Consider the following 22,888-nt stretch of genomic DNA (forward strand, 5'->3'; position numbering starts at 1 on the left):
GATCACCTCACCCCAGCGTCTGCAACCACGTCAGCTCAGTCTCCGAAAACCCAGCCTCGCGCCGTGCTCCCAAGTTGAACGGCCCCCGCAACGACCCATTCATATAGTCGTTGAGCAAGGTGGCGAAGGTCGCTTCCGGCTCGATGCCATCGCGTTCGCAGCACCAGTGGAACCAGCGCGTGCCGGCGGCCACGTGGGCGACTTCCTCGCGCAGGATCACCTCGAGAATGCCGACGGTGCGTTCGTCGTTCTGCCGGCGCAGCCGTTCCATCATCCCGGGCGTCACGTCCAGTCCCCGCGCCTCGAGCACGCGTGGCACCAGGGCCATGCGTGCGGTGTCGCTGTGCGCGGTTTTCTCCGCCATCTCCCACAAGCCGTTATGGGCATCGAAATCACCGTAGGCATAGCCCAGCTCGGCGAGTCGCCCCGAAAGCAGCGTGAAATGGCGCGCCTCATCGTTGGCGCAGGACGCCCAGTCGCGGTAATACGCGTCGGGTTTGCCGCGGAAGCGGTACACCGCATCCCAGGCCAGATCGATCGCGTTGAATTCGATGTGCGCGATGGCGTGGACCAAGGCCGCGCGTCCCTCCGCGGTGCCAAGGCCGCGCTGGGCCAGATCGCGCGACGACACCAGGCGCGGGCGCTCGGGTCGTCCAGGCGGACCGATCGGCAAGGCTGCCGGAGAGGCCGGATCGGGTGCGAGTAAGCCCTCGCCCAGCGCCGCCCAGGTCTCGAAACTCAGGCGAATCTTCTCGGCGGGGTCGGTCGCCTCGAGGCAACGGCGCGCGGCGGTGTGGAGATCGTGCATCACGGGTCGGCGTGGCGGCGCACCGGAGTGCGCCGCCGATCGCTCAGGCGCTACGGCGTTCGTTCTTGGCCGAATCCGAACGCATCGCTTCCTGCTGTTCGAGGAAGCCGGCATCGACACCCGTCACGTATTCACCGGAGAAGCACGAGGTGTCGAAGTGCGTCAGCTCCTCGTTGCCGTCGGCCACCGCCTGGATCAGGTCTTCCAGATCCTGGTAAACCAGCCAGTCGGCACCGAGCGCCTTTTCCACTTCTTCCACGGTACGACCCGCGGCCACCAGTTCCGACGCCGCCGGCATGTCGATGCCGTAGATGTTCGGGTAACGCACCGGCGGCGCGGCGGATGCGAAGTAGACGTTCTTCGCACCGGCATCGCGGGCCATCTGGATGATCTGGCGCGAGGTGGTGCCACGCACGATGGAATCGTCGACCAGAAGCACGTTCTTCTTGCGGAATTCCAGCTCGATCGCGTTGAGCTTGCGACGCACGGATTTCACGCGCTCGCCCTGCCCCGGCATGATGAACGTGCGGCCGATGTAGTGGTTCTTGACCAGGCCTTCGCGCATCGGTACGCCGAGCGCCTGGGCCAGCGAGCTGGCCGCCGTGCGCGAGGTGTCGGGGATGGGAATGACGGCATCGATGCCATGATCCGGACCGCGTTCGCGAAGGATCTTCTCGGCCAGCTTCTCACCCATGCGCAGGCGCGCCTTGTACACCGAGACGTCCTCGATCATCGAGTCCGGGCGGGCGAGATACACGTATTCGAAGATGCACGGCGCGTGCACCGCGCCTTCCGCGCAACGCTGCGTGTGCAGCTCGCCGCCTTCGGTGACGATGACGGCTTCACCGGGCTCGATGTCGCGGATGCGCTTGAAACCGAGCACGTCGAAGGCAACGGATTCCGAGGCGATCGCGTACTCGTGGCCTTCGGCCGTGATGCGCTCACCGAGCACGAGCGGACGGATACCGTTCGGATCGCGGAAGGCGATGAGGCCGTAGCCGAGGACCAGCGCGATGCAGGCGTAACCGCCACGAGCGCGCGCGTGCACGCCGGCGATGGCCTTGAAAACATGCTCCGGCGTGAGGTCGCCGCGGTCGTCCACCTGGAGCTCGTGGGCGAGCACGTTGAGCAGCACTTCGGAGTCGGAGTCCGTGTCGATGTGACGACGGTCGTCCTCGAACATCTCCTTGCGCAGGGCCTCGGTGTTGACGAGGTTGCCGTTGTGCGCGAAGGCGATGCCGTAAGGCGAGTTCACGTAGAACGGCTGTGCTTCGTCCGTGCCTTCCGAGCCGGCGGTCGGATAGCGGCAATGGCCGATACCGATGCGGCCACGCAGCTTGCTGACGCCAGCCGAGTTGAAGACGTCGCGAACCAGCCCGTTGCCCTTGTGCAGGCGCAGGCGCGCGCCGTCCACGGTGGCGATGCCGGCGGCATCCTGCCCGCGATGTTGCAGGACGGTCAGGCCGTCATACAGGGCCGACGCCACTTCCGTGGTGCCGACGATGCCGATGATTCCGCACATGGGTGTTGCCTTCTACGAAGTGGCCGCCGTGGTCGCGGCGGCAGGGTGAACGTTATCTTTGGTCGGCTGCGCGCCAGGGGACACCTTGTCGCGCAACTTCATGAGGTCGTCCTTGCTGGGCAACTGCACGTCCGGCATCTTCAGGTTTTCCAGAGCGGCAGGCGGATGCATGTATCCGCGCACATTCTCCGGCACCTGCTGACCCAGCCATTCGGCTGCACCACGGAACTGCGGCATCATCGCCGACTCGCGCCACATGGGCGCGTTGGCCAGGGGCGTGAAGCCGACGACGAAGACGACCAGGGCCACGATGAGCACACCGCGGGCCAGGCCGAACAGCATGCCGAACAACCGATCGGTACCGCCCAGTCCCGTGCTCGCGACCAGGCGCGAGATCAGGAATCGGATCAGCCCGCCGACCAGCAGCACGGCGATGAAACACAAGCCATACCCGATCGCCACGCGCGCCGAAGGCAGGGACACGCTGCTTTCGAAGTAATGCGCCAGCGAGGGACCATACGTCCAGGCGACCCAGAAGGCGGCCACCCAGATAACCAGTGAGAGCACTTCGGAAATGAGGCCGCGCATCAGGCCGATCAAGACCGAGATGAACAGGATCCCCAGGATGACGCAGTCGATCCAGTTCACGTGGGAGTCCCCGAAGTCACGTTGAGGGCGGGTCGCGGCGCCTTACGGCGCCGAAACGACCACGCCGTCCAGGCCGACCTTGGCCTTGATCTGGTCTTTCAGGCGCACGGCGTCGTCACGCTGGGTCTGCGGCCCGGCACGCACGCGCCAGAGCTTGGCGCCCGCGCTGGACGCGACGCTGTCGACGTAGCCGGCGATTCCCGCGCCGCGCAGCTTGTCGCGCAGGCGCGTGGCCTCGGCCTCGCTGCTCACGGCGGCCACCTGGACGGCGAAGCCGCCGGCGCGCGGCGGCGCCGCCGGCACCGTGGCGGTGGCGGCAGCCGGCGCGGGCGCGGCGACGGGTTTCGGTGGCGCGGGCACGTCGGCCGTCTGCGTCTCAGCCTTCGACGAGAGCGTGGCCGGTGCGCCGGGCGCGGCAGCGGTGATCTTCAGGCGGGCCGCTTCGGCGGCGGCACGGGATTCGAACGGACCGGCGGTCACGCGGGTCAACGACTTGCCCGCCTGATTGGTCGCGGCGGTGCTGACCGGGTAGCCGAGCGCCCGGACCTTCTGGACCAGGGCATCGGCCTTGCTGTGATCGGCGTAGGCACTGAGGTTGATCGTGAAGCTGCCGCGCGCGGCGGTGCCGACCGGGAGCGCGGCGGCGGGCGGTGTCGCGGCGACCGGCAACGGTGCCGGTGTCGCGGCGGCCTTGACCGGCTTCGTCGTCACGGCAGGCGCCGTCGCTGCGGCGGCGGGCTTGGTGCTGGCCGGGGCGTTGGCGAAATCTTCCGGCAAGGCGTCGACCGGCTTGCGCGAGGCGATGTCCACCGATGCGAGCTTGCTGCCGCTGCCCGGGGTGACCGTGGCGGCGGGCGCCGTCGGCGCGGCGGGCGTCGAGGCCGCATGCACCGGACCACCGGCCGCCTGCGGGCCGCTGACCGAGGCCGGCGAGCCGTTGGGGGCCACGTCGAGCGTGCGCGTCTGCAGTTCACGATCCGGCGCCGGCGGGATCTCGAGGCTGACCGTCTGGTCGGCGTCGCTCTTGGGCGGCGTGTTGGAGAACATCATCGGGACGAAAAGAACCAACAGAGCGACCAGGACGGCGGCACCCAGCAGACGTGTTTTCAAGGAAAGCTCCATACGACCGACGCAATGCGAATCGCGGCAATTATAACCGGCAATCGAGGGCCCCGCCGTCGCTTACGGCCCGGCGTTCACGTGCGGTGGGACAGCGCGGCGGCAGCCACGAAAAACGAACCGAACAGCAGGACGATATCCTCCTCGCCGGCGTCCGCCCGGGCCGCCTTCCAGGCCGAGGCCACATTCTCGAACGAGCGACCGGCGGCCGTCGGGCCGACCGCCGCCAGCGTGGCGGCGAGGGCACCTGCGGGAAGGCCTCGCGGGGTATCGCGCTCCAGGCCAGCGAGGTACCAATGGTCGATGCGGTCGACGAGCGCCTCGATGACGCCGCCGACGTCCTTATCCGCCAGCGCGCCGTATACCGCCCTCACCTGCCCCCGGCGAGGCGTCGCTTCCAGCCATTCGGCCAGGGCGCGGGCGGCCTGCGGGTTGTGGCCGACGTCGACCAGGGTCAGCGGGCTTTCGGCGATCTTCTGCAGGCGACCCGGGACACGGACGACTTCCAGGGCCTGTCGAATCGCCATCGGCGGCACGTCGACGCGCGAGCCGAGGGCGTGGATCGCGGCGATCGCCGTTGCCGCATTGTCGATCTGCACCGGCGCATCCAGGCGCGGGCGTGGCAGGTCGAGCACGGTGCCGTCGCGATGCGACCAGCGCCAGCCAGCCTCGCCATCCACACGACTCGCCGAAAACGCATCGCCGCTGGCCTGCATGTCCGCGCCGATGCCACGCAGGGCATCCAGCAGGCCGACTGGCGGCTGCCGCTCGCCGATGATCGCCGGACGACTGGCCCGGGCGATGCCGGCCTTCTCGCGACCGATGCTGTCACGGTCACCACCCAGCCAGTCCTGGTGATCCAGATCGATGGTGGTGATAACGGCGACATCGGGATCGACGATGTTCACGGCATCCAGCCGGCCACCGAGACCGACCTCGATCACGGCGACGTCCAACGAGGCACGCGCCATCAGGTCGAACGCGGCCAGTGTGCCGAATTCGAAGTACGTCTGGGGAATGGATCCACGCGCGGCTTCGATGCGCTCGAACGAAGCAACGAGAGCGTCGTCGGAAGCATCCTCGCCGTCAAGGCGGATGCGTTCGTTGTAGCGAAGCAGGTGCGGCGAGGTGTAGCAGCCGACACGGTAACCCGCTGCGCGCAGCATGCCTTCGAGGAAGGCGACCGTGGAGCCCTTGCCGTTGGTACCGCCGACCGTGACGACGATCGGTGCGGGACGTGGTGCGCCCATGGCTTCCCACACCGCACTGACCCGGTCCAGACCCAGTTCGATATCGCGCGGGTGCGTGCGCTCCTGGTAGGAGAGCCACTCGGCAAGCGTGCGCATGGTGGACGATGCCTTTGAGAAATAAGACATGTGGGAGCCGATTCATCGGCGAAAAACATCGCCGGCATAGCCGGCTCCCACAAGGAGCCGGCTTTCGCTATCGATCAGCAGTCGTCGCCGCCGAACGGGTCGTCGAGGATGATCGTGTCGTCACGGTCCGCACCGGTGGCGACCAGCGCCAGCTTGCAGCCCGAGAGTTCTTCGACGGCACGCAGGTAGGCACGTGCGGCCGGCGGCAGCTTGTTCCAGTCGCGGATGCCGGCGGTCGACTCTTCCCAGCCCGGGAACTCGAGGTAGACCGGCTTGCACTCGGCCCAGCCGTCCGCATCCAGCGGGGCCAGTTCGCGACGCTTGCCGCGGTATTCATAAGCGATGCAGACCTTGATGGTCTCCAGGCCGTCGAGCACGTCGAGCTTGGTGATGGCCAGGCCGTCGATGCCGTTGATCTGCACGGCGCGCTTCAGCGCGACGAGGTCGATCCAGCCGCAGCGACGCGGACGACCCGTGCTGGCGCCAAACTCGTTGCCCTTCTTGCGCAGCAGCTCGCCCATCTCGTCGTTGAGTTCGGTCGGGAACGGACCGCCGCCGACGCGGGTCGCATAGGCCTTGCAGATGCCCAGCACGTAGTCGATGTCACGCGCGCCCACGCCGGTACCGGCGAGTGCACCGCCCACCGTGGTGTTCGACGAGGTGACGTACGGATAGGTGCCATGATCGATATCGAGCAGCGCGCCCTGCGCACCCTCGAACAGGATGTTGCCGCCTTCCTTGCGCACGTCGTGCAGGATCGTGGCGACGTCGTCGACCATCGGGCGCAGGTACTCGCCCCAGGTGAGGGCTTCGTCGAGCACGGTCTGGTAGTCGACCGGCTCGGCCTTCAGCCACTGCGTGAGCACGAAGTTGTGGTACTCGACGGCGGCCTGCACTTTCTCGGGCAGCTCGTGCGGGTACATGAGGTCGGCGACGCGGATGGAGCGACGCGCCACCTTGTCTTCGTAGGCCGGACCGATACCGCGACCGGTGGTGCCGATCGCCTTGGCACCGGAGGCGACTTCGCGCGCCTTATCGACGGCGATGTGATACGGCATGATCAGCGGCGTGGCCGGCGAGATCTTCAGGCGAGGACGGACGTCGACGCCCTGCCCTTCGAGCTCGGCGATCTCGCTCATCAGGGCGGCCGGCGACAGGACCACACCGTTGCCGATCAGGCAGAGCGCGTCGTCGCGCAGAATGCCCGAGGGGATCAGGTGCAAGACGGTCTTCTTGCCCTTGATGACCAGCGTATGGCCGGCGTTATGGCCACCCTGGAATCGAGCGACGGCACCGACGCGCTCAGTGAGAAGATCGACGATCTTGCCCTTGCCCTCGTCGCCCCATTGCGCGCCCAGAATAACGACTGACTTACCCATTTTGACGGCTCTCTTTAGTTGCGTTGCCCGCGAGGGCGATGTGGATCTTGGTTAGCGCGCGCGGCCGGGGCCGTCATTGAGATAGCGCAGGAATTCGGAATCGGGCTTGAGCACCAGCACGCCCTTGCCGTCGGCAAAGGACTTACGATAGGCCGCGAGGCTTCGATAAAACGAGAAGAACTCGGGGTCCTGGCTGTACGCCTGGGCATAGATGGCGGCCGCCTGGGCGTCGCCGTCGCCCTTGACCTTGGTCGCCTCGCGATTGGCGTCGGCCAGCAGGACGACCTTCTGGCGATCGGCGTCGGCGCGAATCTTCTCGGCGCTTTCCTGACCGGTGTACCGCAGTTCGTTGGCCAGCTGCAGGCGCTCGTTGCGCATGCGCTTATAGACCGAGCCACTCACTTCGTCGGGGAGGTCGATTCGCTTGATGCGCACATCGACGATGGCGATGCCGAGGTTCTTGCGTGCCGCGAGATCGGTGTCCTTGCGCACCTGGCCGGTGATGTCTTCACGACCGCCGGCGATCAGGTCCTCGAGCTTGCGCGAGTTGAACTCGTGGCGCAGGGCATCCTTCACGATCGGCGTGAGACGCTGGATGGCCTGGGTCTGCTCGCCCGACGTGGCACGGTAATACGCAGCGTTATCGGCGATGCGCCACTTCACGTAGAAGTCGACGTTGACGCTCTTCTTCTCGAGCGTGAAATAGCGCTCGGGCTGCGCATCCAGGCCGAGGATGCGGTTGTCGAAACGCATCACCTGCTGCACGACGGGAATCTTGAAGTGCAGGCCCGGCTGGTAGTCCGCCCGCACGATGCGGCCGAACTGCAGCAGGAGGGCATTCTCGCCTTCCTTGACGACGAAGGCGCTGTTGAAGCCCAGCAGGACGAGGATGACGACGATGAGGCCGGAAATGTATTTCACTGTGCATTCCCCTGCGGATTGGGGTTCGCATCGGTGGTCGCCGACTGGATGACCGGCCCCACGACCGGCACGTTGCGAACCGTGCCGCCGTTCGACTCGACCGGAAGCTGGATGATGTTCTTGCCGTTGCTGCCGTCGACCACCTTCGGATTGCCGGCCATGACTTCCTCGACCGTCTCCAGCCACAGGCGACGACGCGTGACCTCGGGAGCGGCGCGGTATTCCTTCAGCAGCGCATTGAAGCGATCGACGTCACCGTTGGCACGGGCGATACGCTCGACGCGTTCGCCCTGCGCTTCGGCGGCGATGCGCGAGGCATCGCCGCGCGCCACGGGAACGACCTGGCTCTCGTAGGCGCGGGCCTTGTTCTCTTCGCTCTGCTTGTCTTCGCGGGCGGCGTTGACGTCGTCGAAGGCGTCCTTCACTTCTTTCGGTGGCGACACGTTCTGGAAGCTGACGCCCGTGACCAGGATGCCGGCGTCGTACTTGTCGAGCGTGGCCTGGAGGATGTCGCGTGTCTGCTGCTGCAGCGTTTCCTTGGCCGCGGGTGCGACGCCTGCGGCGGATGCCTGCGCCGGCGTCGGCGTGTCGACACCCGGCGTGGTCAGGATGTTGTCCATGATGTTGGCGCCGACGACGGAGCGGACAGCCGCTTCCGAGGCGTTCTTCATCGTGCCGTTCTCGATGTCGTTGTTCGAATACAGGAACTTGCGTGCGTCGGACACCTGGTACTGCACGTTGAAGTCGATCGCGATGATGTTTTCGTCGCGAGTGAGCATCGATACGTTGTCCGAGATCGAGCGGACCTGGGTCATCTCGACCTTGGTCACCGTCTCGACCGGGCTGGGCGCCTTCAGGTGGAAGCCGGGCGGGAGTACGCGCGAGAACTGGCCGAAGCGCAGCACCACGCCGACCTGCCGGGCGTCGATCACCGTATAGCTGCTGACCAGCAGCCAGGCCACGATGAAGACGAGCACGATGGCGAGTACGCCGCCGCTTCCCGCGCCGAACTTGCCGAAGCGAGCCTTCAGGCTTTTGAGCATGCCGTCGAGATCGGGCTTTTGCCCGCTCGACCGGTTGCGGTTCCAGGGATCCTTCTGGCCGTTACCGGGTTCGTTCCAAGCCATGAGCGACAGTCTCCTTGGGGGACCGGAGGGTGGGCGGCTGGCAAGCCTTCAGGTGAACCCGAACGACGGGGATGGACGGCGGGCGTGATACCCCGCCGCCCAGCCGAATGGGCACGCAAACGTTGTGAATTCTAGCAGACGGGTGCGGATCGGTGCTCGATCGCGACCGATCAGAACTCCGCGTGAGGGGGATCGATCAGGTCGCGGAGCGGCCTGCCGTGGACATCGTCGCCGATAAGCGGGGCCAGGACCGAGCGTGGGGCGTCGATATCCAGGTGCCAGCCATGCTCATCGATGGCCTCGCCGGCGATGGCGCCGGCCGCCTTCAGGCGAGCATGCAGACGCCCGGCCGTGAGAGGAAGCTCAAGACCCGCACGGATGCGGTCACCACCGAGCAACTCGCCCAGCGCGTCGCGCAACCCATCCAGGCCGGCGCCACTGGCTGCGGAAAGCCAGACCTGACGCGGTTTGCCGTCGTCGCCGCGATCGACGCGCGGTTCGGCGTCGATCAGGTCCACCTTGTTCATCACCGACAGCTGGGGTACATCGCCGGCGCCGATCTCCTCGAGCACCTCGTTGACCACCTTGCGGAGAATCTCGCGTTCCTCGTCGGCAGCGTCGCTGACGTGGATGAGCAGGTCGGCATCACGGGCCTCGGCCAGGGTGGCGCGGAACGCCGCGACCAGATCGTGCGGCAGCTCGCGGATGAAACCGACCGTGTCGGCGACGACCGCGGGACCACACGCCAGACCGTCGATCTTGCGCACCGTGGGATCCAGGGTTGCGAACAGCTGGTCGGCGACGTACACGCCGCCGGTGGTCAGCGCATTGAACAAGGTCGACTTGCCGGCGTTGGTATAGCCGACCAGGGCGACGCGGGGCACCGTGTTACGCAGGCGCGAGCGACGCTGCTGGTCGCGCTGGGTCTGCACCTTCTCCAGGCGCTTGCTCAGCATCTTCACGCGCTCGGCGAGCAGGCGGCGATCGGTCTCCAGCTGGGTTTCACCCGGGCCGCGGTTGCCGATGGCACCGCCGCGCTGGGCGTCCAGATGGGTCCAGCCACGAACCAGGCGCGTCGCAACGTGCTTGAGCTGGGCCAGCTCGACCTCGAGCTTGCCCTCATGGGAACGGGCCCGCTGGGCGAAAATGTCGAGAATCAGCCCGGCGCGGTCGACGACGCGCGTCCCCAGGTGCTTCTCGAGATTGCGCTCCTGCACCGGCGTCAGCTCGTGATCGACGAGAACCAGGTCGGCCTCGAGCGCGCGCACGGCTTCGGCGACCTCGTCGGCCTTGCCACTGCCGATATAGAAACGGGGATTGGGTGTCGCCACCCGGGCCGGAATACTGGCCAGGACTTCGGCGCCTGCCGAAGCGACCAGTTCGGCGAATTCCTCGCCACGGCGGATCGCGTCGCCTTCGCCACGCGAATGCGGCAGGACCAGCACGGCCCGCTCGCCTTTCTTTTGCCTATCGAACACTTAGGGGGATGACCTCATGAGAAGAAGGGGCGCGCGATGCCAAAGCATACGCGCACCCGTTCCTTTACATATGGGTTGCCGCCGGGGCCCCTCAACCCTCGGCGTCGCCCGCACCCGATTCCGGGTGATTCTCGTGGCCACCGACCCGCACATTGCGGCTCGGCACGACCGTCGAGATGGCGTGCTTGTAAACCATCTGGCTCACCTGATTGCGCAGCAGAACCACGAACTGGTCGAACGACTCGATCGTGCCCTGCAGCTTGATACCGTTCACCAGGTAAATGGCGACCGGCACGCGCTCACGGCGAAGCGCATTCAAAAACGGATCCTGCAACGACTGCCCTTTGGACATTTCTTCTTCTCCCCTACGCCTTTCGTACGGGTCCGGGTAAAAAAACGCCAAACGGCGCCCCAGCCCAAGTGTCTTGAATCTTAACTGCTTTTAAACGCCAGCAGGAAGCGCCGGACGTGACGACATCGGCATTCCCAGGAACGGGCCCAGCGCTTTGTCCACTTCCGGCAACGGATCCCCCCGGTCCGGGTCGAACGTGCGTGCGTCGAGCTCGCTTCGAAGCCAGGTGATCTGCCGCTTGGCGAGTTGCCGCGTTGCATAGATACCACGGTCGCGCAGGTTCGTGGCGTCGCCCTGCCCGTCGAGATACTCCCAGGCCTGCCGGTAGCCCACGGCGCGGATCGCCGGAAGGTCGGCATGCAAGTCGGCGCGGGCCTTGAGCGCCCTGACTTCATCGAGAAAGCCCTCGGCCAGCATGGTGTCGAAGCGGGTGGCGATCCGGGCGTGCAGCGCCTTGCGGTCGTCCGGCAACAGGGCGAGCTTGAGCACCCGCCAGGGCAGTCGATCGCCGGTTGCCTGCTTCTGCAGATCGGTCAGGCGTTGGCCGGTCAGCGCCATGACCTCGAGCGCGCGCTGGATGCGTTGGGCATCGCCCGGCCGAATTCGCTCACCGGCGACGGGGTCCATCGCCGCCATGCGTGTGTGCATCGATGCCCAACCGACGGTTGCCGCTTCCGCCCCCAGCCGCTCGCGGAAGACCGGATCGGCTTCCGGGAGGTCGGACAGGCCACGCTGGAGCGCCCGGAAGTACAGGCCCGTGCCGCCGACCAGGAGGGGAACCTTCCCCGCTTCCCTCACCCGGGCCATCGCGGCCAGCGCATCGCTGCGGAAATCCGCCGCCGAATAGGGCTGGGCCGGATCGCGGATATCGACCAGCTCGTGCGGATACCGCGCCAGCGTCGCGGCATCCGGTTTGGCCGAACCGATGTCGAGCCCACGATAGACCAGCGCCGAGTCGACGCTGATGAGCGCGACCGGATAGCGATCCGCCAGCGCGCAGGCGAGCGCCGTCTTACCCGACGCGGTCGGGCCCATCAGGAAGATGGCAAGGGGGCGGGTGTCGAGACTCATGCGCGGACCGCGATCAAACAAGCGCAAGGTTAGCCCATGTCACGCAGCAAGCGGTCAAGGAATAAGCAGCGCAACGCAAGTGCATGGTGGCAAAGGCGGGAACGCAGTTGTCCACAGGCTTATGCAAGGCCTGTCCACATCGCCTGTGGATATCGCGCAGGAGGATGTCGCGGTGTGGTCAGTAAGTAAGCAGCGCAACGCAAGTGCATGGCGACGAAGGCCGAATCCGACTTATGCACATGGTTATGCAGGCGGTATCCACATTCGCTGTGGATATCACGCGCGTGAGAATCAGGGACGGCTGACCTCGCACTTTTCGCATGCTGCGCTACGCTTCCGCAGACGACTGCTCACTTACTGACCATTGCAACGCAAGTGCTTGCCAGGCAAGCCGCTATCCGACTTATGCACATGCTTATGCAAGCCCTGTCCACACGTGCTGTGGATATCCCTTCGTCCGCGACCATGGAGTTCTTTCGATGACGACCGCGCAAGCGCAACCGACCGATCACACCGGCATCGAATCCACGGAACGCGAGAAGTTCTACGCCGACCTCAACCGTACTCGCGCCGAGGCCGAGAAGTTCTACGCGGAGATGAGGAAGCTCAACAGGGAATCATCCCGATCCTTCGATGAGACGATGAAGGTGCGCGCCGAGAGGGACAAGGCTGAAGCCGAAGCGAGAAAACTCGCCATGGACACAATGAAGACCCAGCTGGATATCCGCTGGTACACGCCCATCGTGAGCGGTTCCATCGCGCTAGCGTGGTTTAGCGCTGGCGGGGCATTCGTCACGGGACTGATAAAGTTGTTATCTGTTTGGGGCAAGTGATCAGCTCGTGGCTACTCACTGACCAAGGCAACGCAAGCCCTTGCCTGCGAAGGCGCGATCCGACTTATCCACACGGTTATGCAGGTCGTATCCACAATCCGTGTGGATAACGCCTGACACTCGGCCTGTCACTTACTTTGCAGGAACACCCAGTTCCTTGAGCAACGCCGGTGACGGATACACCTTGTCCATCAACCAACGCATGTAGCGCATGTCGACGTGGATCGCGCGCTTGTAGCGCGGGTCGTACATCCAGCTGGCGCTGACGGCTTCCCAGTTGCTGTCGAAGTTGAGACCGACCAGCTCACCCTTCGCATTGAGTACCGGCGAACCCGAGTTGCCACCCGTCGTATCCAGGTTGCTGAGGAAGTCGACCGGCATGGCACCCGTCTTCGGATCGGCGTAGCCCGTGAAGTCGCCCTTACGGATGGCGTCGAGCAGGGGCTTGGGTGCATCGAACGGAGCGACACCCGTGTTCTTCTCGACGATCCCCTGCACGGTGGTCAGCGGCGCATAGGTCACCGCGTCGCGCGCCTTCAACGGCGTGACCTTACCGTAGCTGACACGCAGGGTGGAGTTGGCGTCCGGATAGACCGCTTTGCCCTGCTTCTCCCGATAGGCGATCAGTGCCTGCATATAGGAGGGACGCAGGCGCAGGAGGTCGCCTTCACGCGCCTTGCGTTCGTCCTCGATGCGCAGCAGCGCGGGACGCAGGGTGCGAGCCGCGACCAGCAGGGCATCGTTGCTTTTCTCGATCTCGGCTGGCGTTGCCGCGAACAGGCGCGTGCGCTCGGGCTCGCCGCCGAATGCCGTCGCGCCATAGATGTGATCGAGCGCTTTGGCGAGATCGGCTGGCGTCCGACCGAACACCTTGTCGACTTCAGGCAGGCGTTGCCCTTCCGGCAGCTTCTGATAGCGCGTCATCAAGGACGTGACCAGGGCCTTTTCCACGCGCGCGTCATAACGACGCTGGATCTGCTTCAGCTGGCTCTGGATCAGTTCCTCGTCGCGCTTCTGGTAGCCGGACTCGCGCTCCGCGTCCGGCTTGGGACGTTCGACCGCGAGACGATCGATCGACAGCGCCCCACGCATCAGTTGGGTCTGGCTCGATAGCAAGCCGACGAGAAGGTCGCGCTCGCGCACGTCCTTGCCCTGCGCGATGAGCGCCATGGCCTGGTCGATCTGCGGCTTCAGCGTCTTCGCATCGGGCTGCGTCGCGAGCCATGCCAGCATGGCGGCCTCGTCCTCACGGCGAACCGTCACCGCGTCGCTGCGCTCGAGACCTTCGAGTTCGCCACTGAATCGCTTGATACCGTTCTTCAGGGTCTGCAACTGCGAGGCGTAGCGGATGCCGGCCTCCTTGTCGGCCTTGCCCTCGGCCTCGATCACGTCCTGCAAGGCTTTCAGCACAGCGACCGACGTCGGCAGGCGCCACTCGATCTGGTCGGCGAATTCGGCGGCCGTGCGGTGGCGGTAGGTGATACCCGGATAGCCGGCCAGCATGACGAAATCGCCCTCGGCGACACCTTCCGTGGAGATTTGAAGATGCGACGGCGGATGGTAGGGCACGTTGTCCGGTGAGAAGTCCGCCGGCTTGCCGTCCTTGCCGACGTAGGCACGCAGGATGGTGAAGTCGCCGGCGTGACGCGGCCAGACGAAATTATCGACCTCATCGCCATAGTTGCCGATCGCACGCGGCGGCGCGTAAACCAGGCGGATATCGCGCAGCTCGAGCTGGCGGACCAGGTAGAAGTCCCGCCCGTAGAACATGTTGGCGACACTGCACTTGATCCCGTCCTTCTCGCACGCGGCGACGAGGGCCTTGCTGGCGGCGTCCACCGCATCGAAATACGCCCTGCCCGTCTTGCCGCGGGCGCCGGCCAGCACCTGGTCGGTGACCTTGTCGAAGCCGACCGTGACGCGAAGGCGGTAGTCGGGGTTGGCCGGAAGCTCGCCCGCGCGGTCCGCGGCCACGTAGCCCTCGGTGATCAGGTCGCGGTCCGGCTTCGAGTTGTACTGGATGACGCCAAAGGCGACGTGGTGGTTGGTCACCACCAGGCCATCGGCCGAAACGAAGGAGCCGGTCCCGCCACCGATGCGGACCACGGCGTTCAGGGGTGCCCGGGTGAGGTCGGCAAGATCCTTCGGGTCGCCGCGAAAGCCCGCGTCTTTGAGATTCTTCGCAATTCCGGGCAGCTGCGACGGCAGCCACATGCCCTCGTCTGCCTTCGCGTCCAGCGCCAGCGCCATGGCTGCTCCCAGCATCATCGTACGGATTCGCATGTTGATCGTTGCCCCTGTCGGCCGTGCGGTACGCCCGACCATAGAGGCTCCGGTCCGGAGCTGGCAATGCCGCGCCGCACAAGCCTGGCGACCCTTGCGGGACTATAATGCCGGTTTGGGTCCGCACCGCGGGCCGTCCCCACGACAATCCTGGATAACCATGCAGCAGACGATGAGGGCGCTGGTCAAGCGCAAGCCCGAACAGGGCATCTGGATGGAAGAAGTGCCGGTACCGCAAGTCGGCCCGAACGAAGTCCTGATCAAGGTCGAGAAAACCGCCATTTGCGGTACCGACCTGCACATCTACAAGTGGGACGAGTGGTCCCAGCGCACGATCACGCCCGGCCTGACCATCGGCCACGAGTTCGTCGGTCGCGTCGTCGACATGGGCCCCGGGGTCACCGGCTACAAGATCGGCGACCGCGTCTCGGCGGAAGGCCATATCGTCTGCGGTCATTGCCGTAATTGCCGCGCCGGTCGCCAGCACCTGTGCCCGAACACCGTCGGCATCGGCGTGAACCGTAACGGTGCCTTCGCCGAATACATGACGATGCCCGCCTCGAACCTCTGGCCGATCCCGGACCAGATCCCGTCCGAGCTGGCCGCCTTCTTCGACCCGTACGGCAATGCCGCGCATTGCGCGCTGGAATTCGACCTCATCGGTGAAGACGTGCTGATCACCGGCGCGGGCCCGATCGGTATCATCGCCGCGGGTATCGCCAAGCACATCGGCGCACGCAACGTCGTGGTAACCGACGTCAACGACTATCGCCTGAAGCTGGCCGCCGACATGGGTGCCACGCGCGTGGTCAACGTGGCGAACCAGTCGCTCAAGGATGTGGTCAAGGATCTGCACATCGAAGGCTTCGACGTCGGCCTGGAAATGAGCGGCAACCCGCGCGCCTTTGGCGACATGCTCGACTGCATGTACCACGGCGGCAAGATCGCCATGCTCGGCATCATGCCGCGTGGTGCCGGCATCGACTGGGACAAGGTCATCTTCAAGGGCCTCACGTTGCAGGGCATCTATGGCCGTCGCATGTACGAGACCTGGTACAAGATGACCCAGATGGTGCTGACCGGCTTTCCGTTGCAGAAGGTGCTCACGCATCAGATTGCCATCGACGACTTCCAGAAGGGCTTCGACCTGATGGACGCAGGTCAGTGCGGCAAGGTCGTCTGCTCCTGGACCTGAGTCAACAGGGTCGATGACCCCCGCCCACGCGTGCCTCCGACGAGTACACTTCGCGTCGGGGGCAACGCGTTAAAGGGGCGGAAGTATGGACACTCGCAAGGCGTGGCGGAACATCCGCTGGGACAAGGGTCGCGATCAGGCCCTGGCCGTCTATCGGTCTCGCCGCGGGCGGCGTATCGGACTCGGCTTCCTCATCGCCATCGTCGTGTTCGGCCTGCTGGGCTTCCTGGCGGCGCCGTCGATCATTCGCTCGCAAATCGCCTCGCGCGCCAGCACGGCACTCGGCCGTCCGGTCACCGTAGGCGATGTCAGCCTCAACCCGTTTACCCTGAAGCTGGTCGTCGAACACCTGCACATCGGCGAGCCGGATGGTCATGCCGCCTTTGTCGACGTCGACCGCCTGACCGCCAACGCGTCGTGGGCGTCGCTGTTCCGCGCGGCGCCGATCCTCGACGAACTACGCATCGACAGCCCGCGCGTGCGCATCCGGCGGACGGCGCCGCAGCGCTTCAACTTCACCGACATCCTCGAACGCCTGGCGAGCAAGCCGGCGGCGCCAGACACGGGTCCGGCTCGCTTCGCCGTGTCCAATATTGCGCTGCACGGTGGCCAGATCGATTTCGACGATCGCGTGCTCGACGCGACGCACCGCGTCGATCACCTCGAACTCGGCATTCCTTTCATCGCCAGCCTGCCCAGCGACACCGATATCTTCGTGCAGCCACTCCTGGCGATGAACGTCGACGGCAGTCCACTGAAAGCCCAGGGACAGACGAAGCCTTTCGCCAGCAGCCGCGAATCCTCGATCACCTTCCGCTTCGATCGCCTGGACCTTGCCCGCTACGTCGGCTTCGCGCCCACCCCGCTGCCCGTCGCCGTGCCCAGCGGCAAGCTGACCGGCGTACTGGCCCTGCATTTCGTCATGGCCGAAGCGCACCCCAGCATCCGTCTCAACGGCCGGCTGGCGCTCGACGACCTCAAAGTCACCGGCAAGGATGGTTCGGCCCTGCTCGACCTGGGCCATGGCGATGCCGAGCTGACCGTGCTCGAGCCACTCACCTCCCGGTATCGCCTTGGCGCGGTGACGCTCGAACGCGCGTCCGTTCGCTATGCCGTTCTCCCGGGTGGAAAGAGCAATTTCGATGCATTGACGGCAACGGGACCAACGGCGAACGCGCCTCCTGCCGATGCGAAGGCCGCGCCGTTGGACGTGCGCATCGACAGCCTCACGTTGAAGGATTCGCATATCGCGTATGCCGACCTCGCCGCGTCGTCGCCGGCGCATCTCGATCTCGAGCACCTGCAGGGCACCCTGCGTGGACTTAGCACGGTGAAGGCACGAGCGGCCACGCTGGACGTATCGGCACGGATGGCGGGTGGCTCGGTGTCCACCCAGGGCAGCGTCGATCTCCCCGCCGGCCACTACACCGGCAAGCTCGCCCTCAAGGAGGTTTCCCTGCCGGCCTTGATGCCGTTGGTGCCGCCTCTTCTCAATGCCGACATCACCGGCGGCAAGATCGACGCGGAAGGTACGCTGGCACTCGGCTGGAGCGAGAGCACAACGCTTCGCCTCACGAACACCAAGGCACGCCTCGATGGCTTCACGCTGGTGCCGCGTGGTGGCCGCGCATCGCCAGTCACCTGGACATCGCTGTCGGCGGGAATTGCCCTGATCGATCTCGCCAGCCGCGAAGCCCGCGTGGACGAGGTGCTCCTGGGCGGCCTTGGCCTCGACTTGCAGCGACTGGCAAACGGCAATGTCGACCTGGCGAGCGTGATGCCGCCCTCGGCATCGGCCGCGCACCCCGCCGGCTCGGACTGGCACTGGAGCGTCGCCCACCTCGGACTCAACGATGGCAAGCTCACCTTGCGCGACGCGAAAGCGCCGGGCAAGCGCAACACCGTGACGATGAACGCGACCGCGTTCGGCATCGACGGTCTATCCGACAACCTGCACCAGCCGCTAAAACTCGACCTCAAGGGTTCGCTCGGCGACGGAGCCTTCGCCGTCACCGGCACGGTCCGTCCCGATCCGCTCGATGCGGACCTGACGATCCAGACCACTCGCATCGATGTGGCCCCGCTGCAGAACCTGGTGACCGTGCCCCTCAACGTACGCGTGGGCAGCGGCCTGCTCAGTCTCGACGGCCAGGTGCGCTACGCCGCGCAGAAGGACACGGCGCGCATCGGCTATCGCGGACGCGCGACGCTGGGTCGTGTCCGCGTGCTGGATAAGGTGACCAACGACGACTTCCTTCGCTGGACCTCACTCAGCGCCAGCAACATGGTGGTCGACCTCGGCCAGGGTGTACCACGCGTGGCGATCGGCGGCCTGGCGCTCGACGATTTCTACGCCCGCGTCATCATCAATGCGACGGGACGTCTCAACCTGCAGGATGTGATCGCCAGCCCGGAAGCGCCGGGCGCCGTGTCCGTCACCCAGGCCCAGGCCAATCCGGCACCGGCCGTCGCACCGGCCGCCGTGCCCGCCGCCAGTGGGCCCGACGCCGACATACGCATCGGACAGATCACCCTGAGCCGTGGCCAGCTGAATTACACGGACAACTTCATCAAGCCGAACTACACCGCCGACGTCACCCAACTCACCGGCAAGATCGGCGCGTTCGGAACGGCAGGAAATGCACCGCCCGCCGAGCTGACCCTGCAGGGCCAGTTGGACAGCAACGCGCCAGTGGACATCGAGGGCACGATCAACCCACTCGCACCGGTCGCCTTCCTCGACATCACGGCCAAGGCCGAGGGCATCCAGCTCACCAACCTCTCGCCTTATTCCGGCAAATACGCCGGCTACCCGATCAGCAGCGGGCGGCTCAACGTCGATGTGCATTACACGCTCGACCAGCGCAAGTTGAGCGCGGACAACCACATCTTCATCGACCAGCTGACTTTCGGCGACCGCATCGAGGGCCCCGGCATCAGTCACCTCCCGGTCAAGCTGGCCGTGGCACTACTCAGGGACAGCCAGGGACGGATCGACGTCCATGTGCCCGTATCCGGCTCGCTCGACGACCCGCACTTCAGCGTCGGCGGACTGGTATGGCGCGCCATCGGCAACCTCATCGTCAAGGCGGTGACCTCGCCGTTCCGTCTTCTGGCCTCCATCGGAGGTGGCCGCGAGGACCTCGGTTACGTCGAGTTCGCCCCCGGCTCGGACGTGCTCGACGCGGCAGCCCAGGACAAGCTCGGCCAGATCGTCAAGGTACTCGGTGACAAGCCGTCGGTCAGTCTCGACATTATCGGGCGCATCGATCCGGCCAAGGATGAGTCGGGCCTGCGCAAGGTAATGGTCGAAGATCTCATTCACAAAGAGCAGGTGAGCGCCAAGGGCGACGACGCGACGGCGCCGACCGCCGACGAGCAGGACAAGTACCTCGAGCGCGCTTATCGTCACGCCGACTTCCCCAAGCCGAAGAATGTGATCGGCCTGACCAAATCGCAGCCGCCGGAAGAAATGCGCACGTTGATGGAGACGAACATGCCCGTCGACGCGGATGCCTTGCGGCACCTGGCCGAACGGCGCGCCAACGCGGTCCGCCAATGGCTGCAGGGGAAGGTCGACGACAAACGACTGTTCGTTCAGGCGCCGAAGCTCGACCCGAAAGGGATCGACGACGCCGGAAAGACCACCCGCGTGGATTTCGGCCTTCACTGACACAGCCGCTGGAATGGCGGGTTTTCTCAAGGGGCGGGAGGCCTCACAATTGAGAATTCCTCCCACCGGACTTTCCACCATGACCTATCCGGGCCAGACGCGCTTCGCCAACGAACTCGACTCCATCCGCGAACAGGGTCTGTTCAAGAACGAGCGCATCATCGTTTCGCCGCAGTCCGCCGAGATCCAGCTCGAAGGCGGCCGCAAGGTGCTCAACTTCTGCGCGAACAACTACCTGGGCCTGGCGGATCATCCCGAGGTAATCCAGGCGGCCAAGGACGCCCTGGACACCCACGGCTTCGGCATGGCCAGCGTGCGCTTCATCTGCGGCACGCAGGATCTGCACAAGGAACTGGAAGCGAAGATCGCCAGCTTCTTCGGCAAGGAAGACACCATTCTCTATGCCGCCTGCTTCGATGCGAACGGCGGGCTGTTCGAGCCCTTGCTCGGCGAAGAGGACGCGGTCATTTCCGATGCGCTCAACCACGCCTCGATCATCGACGGCATCCGCCTGTGCAAGGCCAAGCGCTTCCGTTACGCCAACTGCGACATGGCCGATCTGGAAGCCCAGCTACAGGCGGCCGATGCCGCCGGCGCGCGCACCAAGCTGATCACCACCGATGGCGCCTTCTCGATGGATGGCTTCGTCGCGCCGCTTGCCGAGATCACGGCCCTGGCGAAGAAGTACAACGCGCTCGTCCACATCGACGAATGCCATTGCACCGGCTTCCTCGGCGATACCGGCCGCGGCTCCGCCGAAGTCCACGGCGTGCTCGACAAGATCGACATCATCACCGGCACCCTCGGCAAGGCCCTTGGCGGCGCCCTCGGCGGCTTCACCACCGGCCGTCGCGAAGTGATCGAGCTGCTGCGCCAGCGCTCGCGCCCTTACCTTTTCTCGAACTCGCTTCCGCCGCACGTCGTCGCGGCTGGCAGCAAAGTGTTCGACATGCTGGATGCCGCCGGCGACCTGCGTGACAAGGTGAAAGAGAACACCCGCTACTTCCGCGAGAAGATGACCGAGGCCGGCTTCGACATCCGCCCGGGCCAGCATCCCATCGTCCCGGTGATGATCTACGACGCCAAGCAGGCCCAGGCCATGGCCACCGCCCTGCTCGAGGAAGGCATCTATGTGACCGGCTTCTTCTTCCCGGTCGTGCCGCAGGGCAAGGCCCGCATCCGCACGCAGATGAGCGCCGCACACACGCGCGAGCATATCGACAAGGCGATTGCCGCGTTTACCAAGGTGGGCAAGGCGTTGGGCGTGTTGAAGGCATAAGCGGTGGAGCCGCGTCGGCGGCGATGGGGTGCAAACCTTACCGCCGCCGTAGCGACGCGACCTCGGCTTCCGTCAGGTGCCGCCACTGCCCCTTCGCCAGCTCGCCCAGCACCAGATCGCCGATCGCCGTACGAAGCAGACGTCGAACCTCGAAGCCGAGCGCGGCCAGCAGACGGCGGATATGCCGGTTGCGTCCTTCGTCGAGCGTCACCTCCAGCCAGGCGTTGCGCTCACCCTGACGTAGCAGCGAGACCGCCGTCGCGCGCAAGGCCTCTCCCTCATCGACAACGCCCTCGAGCATGGCGGCAACCGTTCCCTCATCGGGTCGGCCGTCGACCTGCACATGATAGGTCTTGGCCACGTGCGTGGCAGGCTCGGTAATGCCCGCGGCCCATACCGTGTCGTTGCTCAGCAACAGCAGGCCTTCGCTCGCTTTGTCGAGCCGGCCAACCGGCCCCAGCCAGGGTAGTGCCGCGCCCTCGAGCAACGAGTAAACCGTATCGCGCCCCTGCTCGTCCGATGCCGTGACGACCACGCCACGCGGCTTGTTCATGGCGATATAGACGGGTGCTGCCGACGTCGTGCCGGCACCGTCGAGTTCGATGCGCTCATGTCCGGCGATCGGGAACTCCGGGTCGCGAACGATCTTGCCATCCACACGGACCCTGCCCTCGCGGGCCAGCTTTTCACCCTGGCTACGCGAGCAGATGCCGCGCTTGGAAAGCACGCGGGCGAGACCGAAGACGGGTGTCGAGGGACGGCGTAGCCGGGGACCGGACGCGCGGGGAGGCTGGCGAGACATCGGCATAGGATATCGCACACAAAAAAAACGGCATGCCGGAGCACGCCGTTTCGGAAATAGTCGTTGAAGGGCTTCCGTCAGATCTTTGCGATGCCTTCGGGACGCTTGGCGCCGACGAAGTGCTGGGCCCAGTAGGCCTCGTTGAGGCTATCCACGCGCACCGTCTTGCCTGCCGACGGGGAGTGGATGAATTGACCGTTGTCGATATAGATGCCGACGTGCGAGATGGCCCTGCCGCGAGTGCGGAAGAACACCAGGTCACCCGTCTTCATCTCGTTGCGCTTGACCTTCAGGCCGGCAAGGAACTGGCTGGCGGAGTTGGTCGGGAGGTCGAGGCCGATGCTGTGCATGAACACGTAGCGGACAAAGCCGCTGCAATCGAAGCCGGTGGACGGTGCACGGCCACCACGGTGGTAACGGATATCGCGGAGCTTCATGGCGAAGGCCAGGAGCGACTCGCGGGCATGACCGTCGACGTGACCGGCGAGCTTGGCGGTGGCGGCGGCGACGAGGCTGTCGTCATCGTCGTCGGCCTGGTTATCGGTGTCGGCGTCGCCGGCGGCGGAAGCGATCTGGGCAGCCGCCGGAGCCGGCGCCTTGGGCGCGGTCAGGGAGGCAAAGTCGGGAACCGTGGACTGGGCGAGCGCCGCGGCCGGGGCGAACACCGGCAGGTCAGTCAACAACAGCGAAGCGGACTGGTCGAGACCTTGCGAAGGCGTGACGGAATCGGCAAAGGCAGGTGTTACGGCAGCGATACTGGCTAACGCGAGAGCGGTCAGTCGCTTTAAAAGCATGAGCGAGAAGGCCTTTTCATCGGAAAGTTAAGCCGCCAACGTGTGGGACGACCGTGAACGAGCAGTGAAGTTAGCAAACCCCATCCTGATAGTTGTTGGCATAAAGTTAAAAAATGCCATTCCTAGGAAATATTCAGAGAAGTCGCAGGAAACTGCGGGCTGCGAGACGGAATTCTGAATGGATATAAGGAGTTGCTTTCACATTTGTGACCAGGCTCGGGAGTCGTC

General features: G+C 65.4%; 18 protein-coding genes. 4 read left to right on the top strand and 14 right to left on the bottom strand.

Annotated features, from left to right (window positions below; all coding sequences use genetic code 11):
• Positions 1-7: 7 nt before the first annotated feature.
• From BJI69_RS00375 to miaA, 11 genes are all read right to left on the bottom strand, one after another.
• Entirely contained in the window at positions 8-808 is an 801-nt protein-coding gene (locus BJI69_RS00375) for a ferritin-like domain-containing protein (RefSeq protein ID WP_046967353.1), read from the bottom strand.
• Between the two features lie 43 nt (positions 809-851).
• Positions 852-2,330 (bottom strand): amidophosphoribosyltransferase, encoded by a 1,479-nt coding sequence (purF, locus tag BJI69_RS00380; RefSeq protein ID WP_046967354.1) that lies wholly within the window; start codon positions 2,328-2,330, stop codon positions 852-854.
• 12 nt (positions 2,331-2,342) lie between these two features.
• Complete coding sequence (locus BJI69_RS00385) at positions 2,343-2,978, bottom strand: CvpA family protein (RefSeq protein WP_046967355.1); 636 nt, start codon at positions 2,976-2,978, stop codon at positions 2,343-2,345.
• Positions 2,979-3,020: 42 nt separating this feature from the next.
• Positions 3,021-4,088 carry an SPOR domain-containing protein gene (locus tag BJI69_RS00390; RefSeq protein ID WP_046967356.1) on the bottom strand — a complete coding sequence of 356 codons (1,068 nt, stop codon included), beginning with the start codon at positions 4,086-4,088 and terminating at the stop codon, positions 3,021-3,023.
• Between the two features lie 86 nt (positions 4,089-4,174).
• Positions 4,175-5,473: a bifunctional tetrahydrofolate synthase/dihydrofolate synthase gene (gene folC / locus BJI69_RS00395; RefSeq protein ID WP_244465249.1), complete on the bottom strand. Its 1,299-nt coding sequence runs from the start codon at positions 5,471-5,473 to the stop codon at positions 4,175-4,177.
• A gap of 74 nt (positions 5,474-5,547) precedes the next feature.
• A complete protein-coding gene (locus BJI69_RS00400) occupies positions 5,548-6,852 on the bottom strand; it encodes an adenylosuccinate synthase (RefSeq protein ID WP_046967358.1) in 1,305 nt (434 codons plus the stop codon).
• A 51-nt stretch (positions 6,853-6,903) separates the two neighbouring features.
• Entirely contained in the window at positions 6,904-7,773 is an 870-nt protein-coding gene (hflC, locus tag BJI69_RS00405) for a protease modulator HflC (RefSeq protein WP_046967359.1), read from the bottom strand.
• A complete protein-coding gene (hflK, locus tag BJI69_RS00410) occupies positions 7,770-8,900 on the bottom strand; it encodes an FtsH protease activity modulator HflK (RefSeq protein WP_046967360.1) in 1,131 nt (376 codons plus the stop codon). The genes hflC and hflK overlap by 4 nt, the downstream gene beginning before the upstream one ends.
• A gap of 170 nt (positions 8,901-9,070) precedes the next feature.
• A complete protein-coding gene (hflX, locus tag BJI69_RS00415) occupies positions 9,071-10,378 on the bottom strand; it encodes a ribosome rescue GTPase HflX (RefSeq protein ID WP_046967361.1) in 1,308 nt (435 codons plus the stop codon).
• A 91-nt stretch (positions 10,379-10,469) separates the two neighbouring features.
• Positions 10,470-10,730 carry an RNA chaperone Hfq gene (hfq, locus tag BJI69_RS00420; RefSeq protein WP_046967362.1) on the bottom strand — a complete coding sequence of 87 codons (261 nt, stop codon included), beginning with the start codon at positions 10,728-10,730 and terminating at the stop codon, positions 10,470-10,472.
• Between the two features lie 90 nt (positions 10,731-10,820).
• The gene (gene miaA, locus BJI69_RS00425) at positions 10,821-11,801 is read right to left on the bottom strand and encodes a tRNA (adenosine(37)-N6)-dimethylallyltransferase MiaA (protein WP_046967363.1); all 981 of its coding nucleotides are present in this window, start codon (positions 11,799-11,801) and stop codon (positions 10,821-10,823) included.
• 479 nt (positions 11,802-12,280) lie between these two features.
• On the opposite strand from miaA, the gene BJI69_RS00430 reads away from it, so the two are divergent.
• Positions 12,281-12,634, top strand: a complete 354-nt coding sequence (locus BJI69_RS00430) for a hypothetical protein (protein WP_046967364.1) — start codon at positions 12,281-12,283, stop codon at positions 12,632-12,634.
• 132 nt (positions 12,635-12,766) lie between these two features.
• Here BJI69_RS00430 and BJI69_RS00435 read toward each other — a convergent pair whose 3' ends face one another.
• Positions 12,767-14,917: a S46 family peptidase gene (locus tag BJI69_RS00435; protein WP_046967365.1), complete on the bottom strand. Its 2,151-nt coding sequence runs from the start codon at positions 14,915-14,917 to the stop codon at positions 12,767-12,769.
• A 160-nt stretch (positions 14,918-15,077) separates the two neighbouring features.
• Between BJI69_RS00435 and tdh the strand changes: the two genes are divergently transcribed.
• From tdh to kbl, 3 genes are all read left to right on the top strand, one after another.
• Positions 15,078-16,112, top strand: a complete 1,035-nt coding sequence (gene tdh / locus BJI69_RS00440; RefSeq protein WP_181016735.1) for an L-threonine 3-dehydrogenase — start codon at positions 15,078-15,080, stop codon at positions 16,110-16,112.
• 85 nt (positions 16,113-16,197) lie between these two features.
• Positions 16,198-19,785, top strand: coding sequence for a DUF748 domain-containing protein (locus tag BJI69_RS00445; RefSeq protein ID WP_046967366.1), 3,588 nt, complete (start codon positions 16,198-16,200; stop codon positions 19,783-19,785).
• A 79-nt stretch (positions 19,786-19,864) separates the two neighbouring features.
• Positions 19,865-21,064 carry a glycine C-acetyltransferase gene (kbl, locus tag BJI69_RS00450; RefSeq protein ID WP_046967367.1) on the top strand — a complete coding sequence of 400 codons (1,200 nt, stop codon included), beginning with the start codon at positions 19,865-19,867 and terminating at the stop codon, positions 21,062-21,064.
• 37 nt (positions 21,065-21,101) lie between these two features.
• Here the strand turns inward: kbl and BJI69_RS00455 are convergent, their stop codons facing one another.
• Positions 21,102-21,866 carry a pseudouridine synthase gene (locus BJI69_RS00455; RefSeq protein WP_078023415.1) on the bottom strand — a complete coding sequence of 255 codons (765 nt, stop codon included), beginning with the start codon at positions 21,864-21,866 and terminating at the stop codon, positions 21,102-21,104.
• A 77-nt stretch (positions 21,867-21,943) separates the two neighbouring features.
• Complete coding sequence (locus BJI69_RS00460) at positions 21,944-22,660, bottom strand: C40 family peptidase (protein ID WP_046967369.1); 717 nt, start codon at positions 22,658-22,660, stop codon at positions 21,944-21,946.
• Positions 22,661-22,888: the final 228 nt, after the last annotated feature.

The organism is Luteibacter rhizovicinus DSM 16549 (genome assembly GCF_001887595.1).
GTDB lineage: Bacteria > Pseudomonadota > Gammaproteobacteria > Xanthomonadales > Rhodanobacteraceae > Luteibacter > Luteibacter rhizovicinus.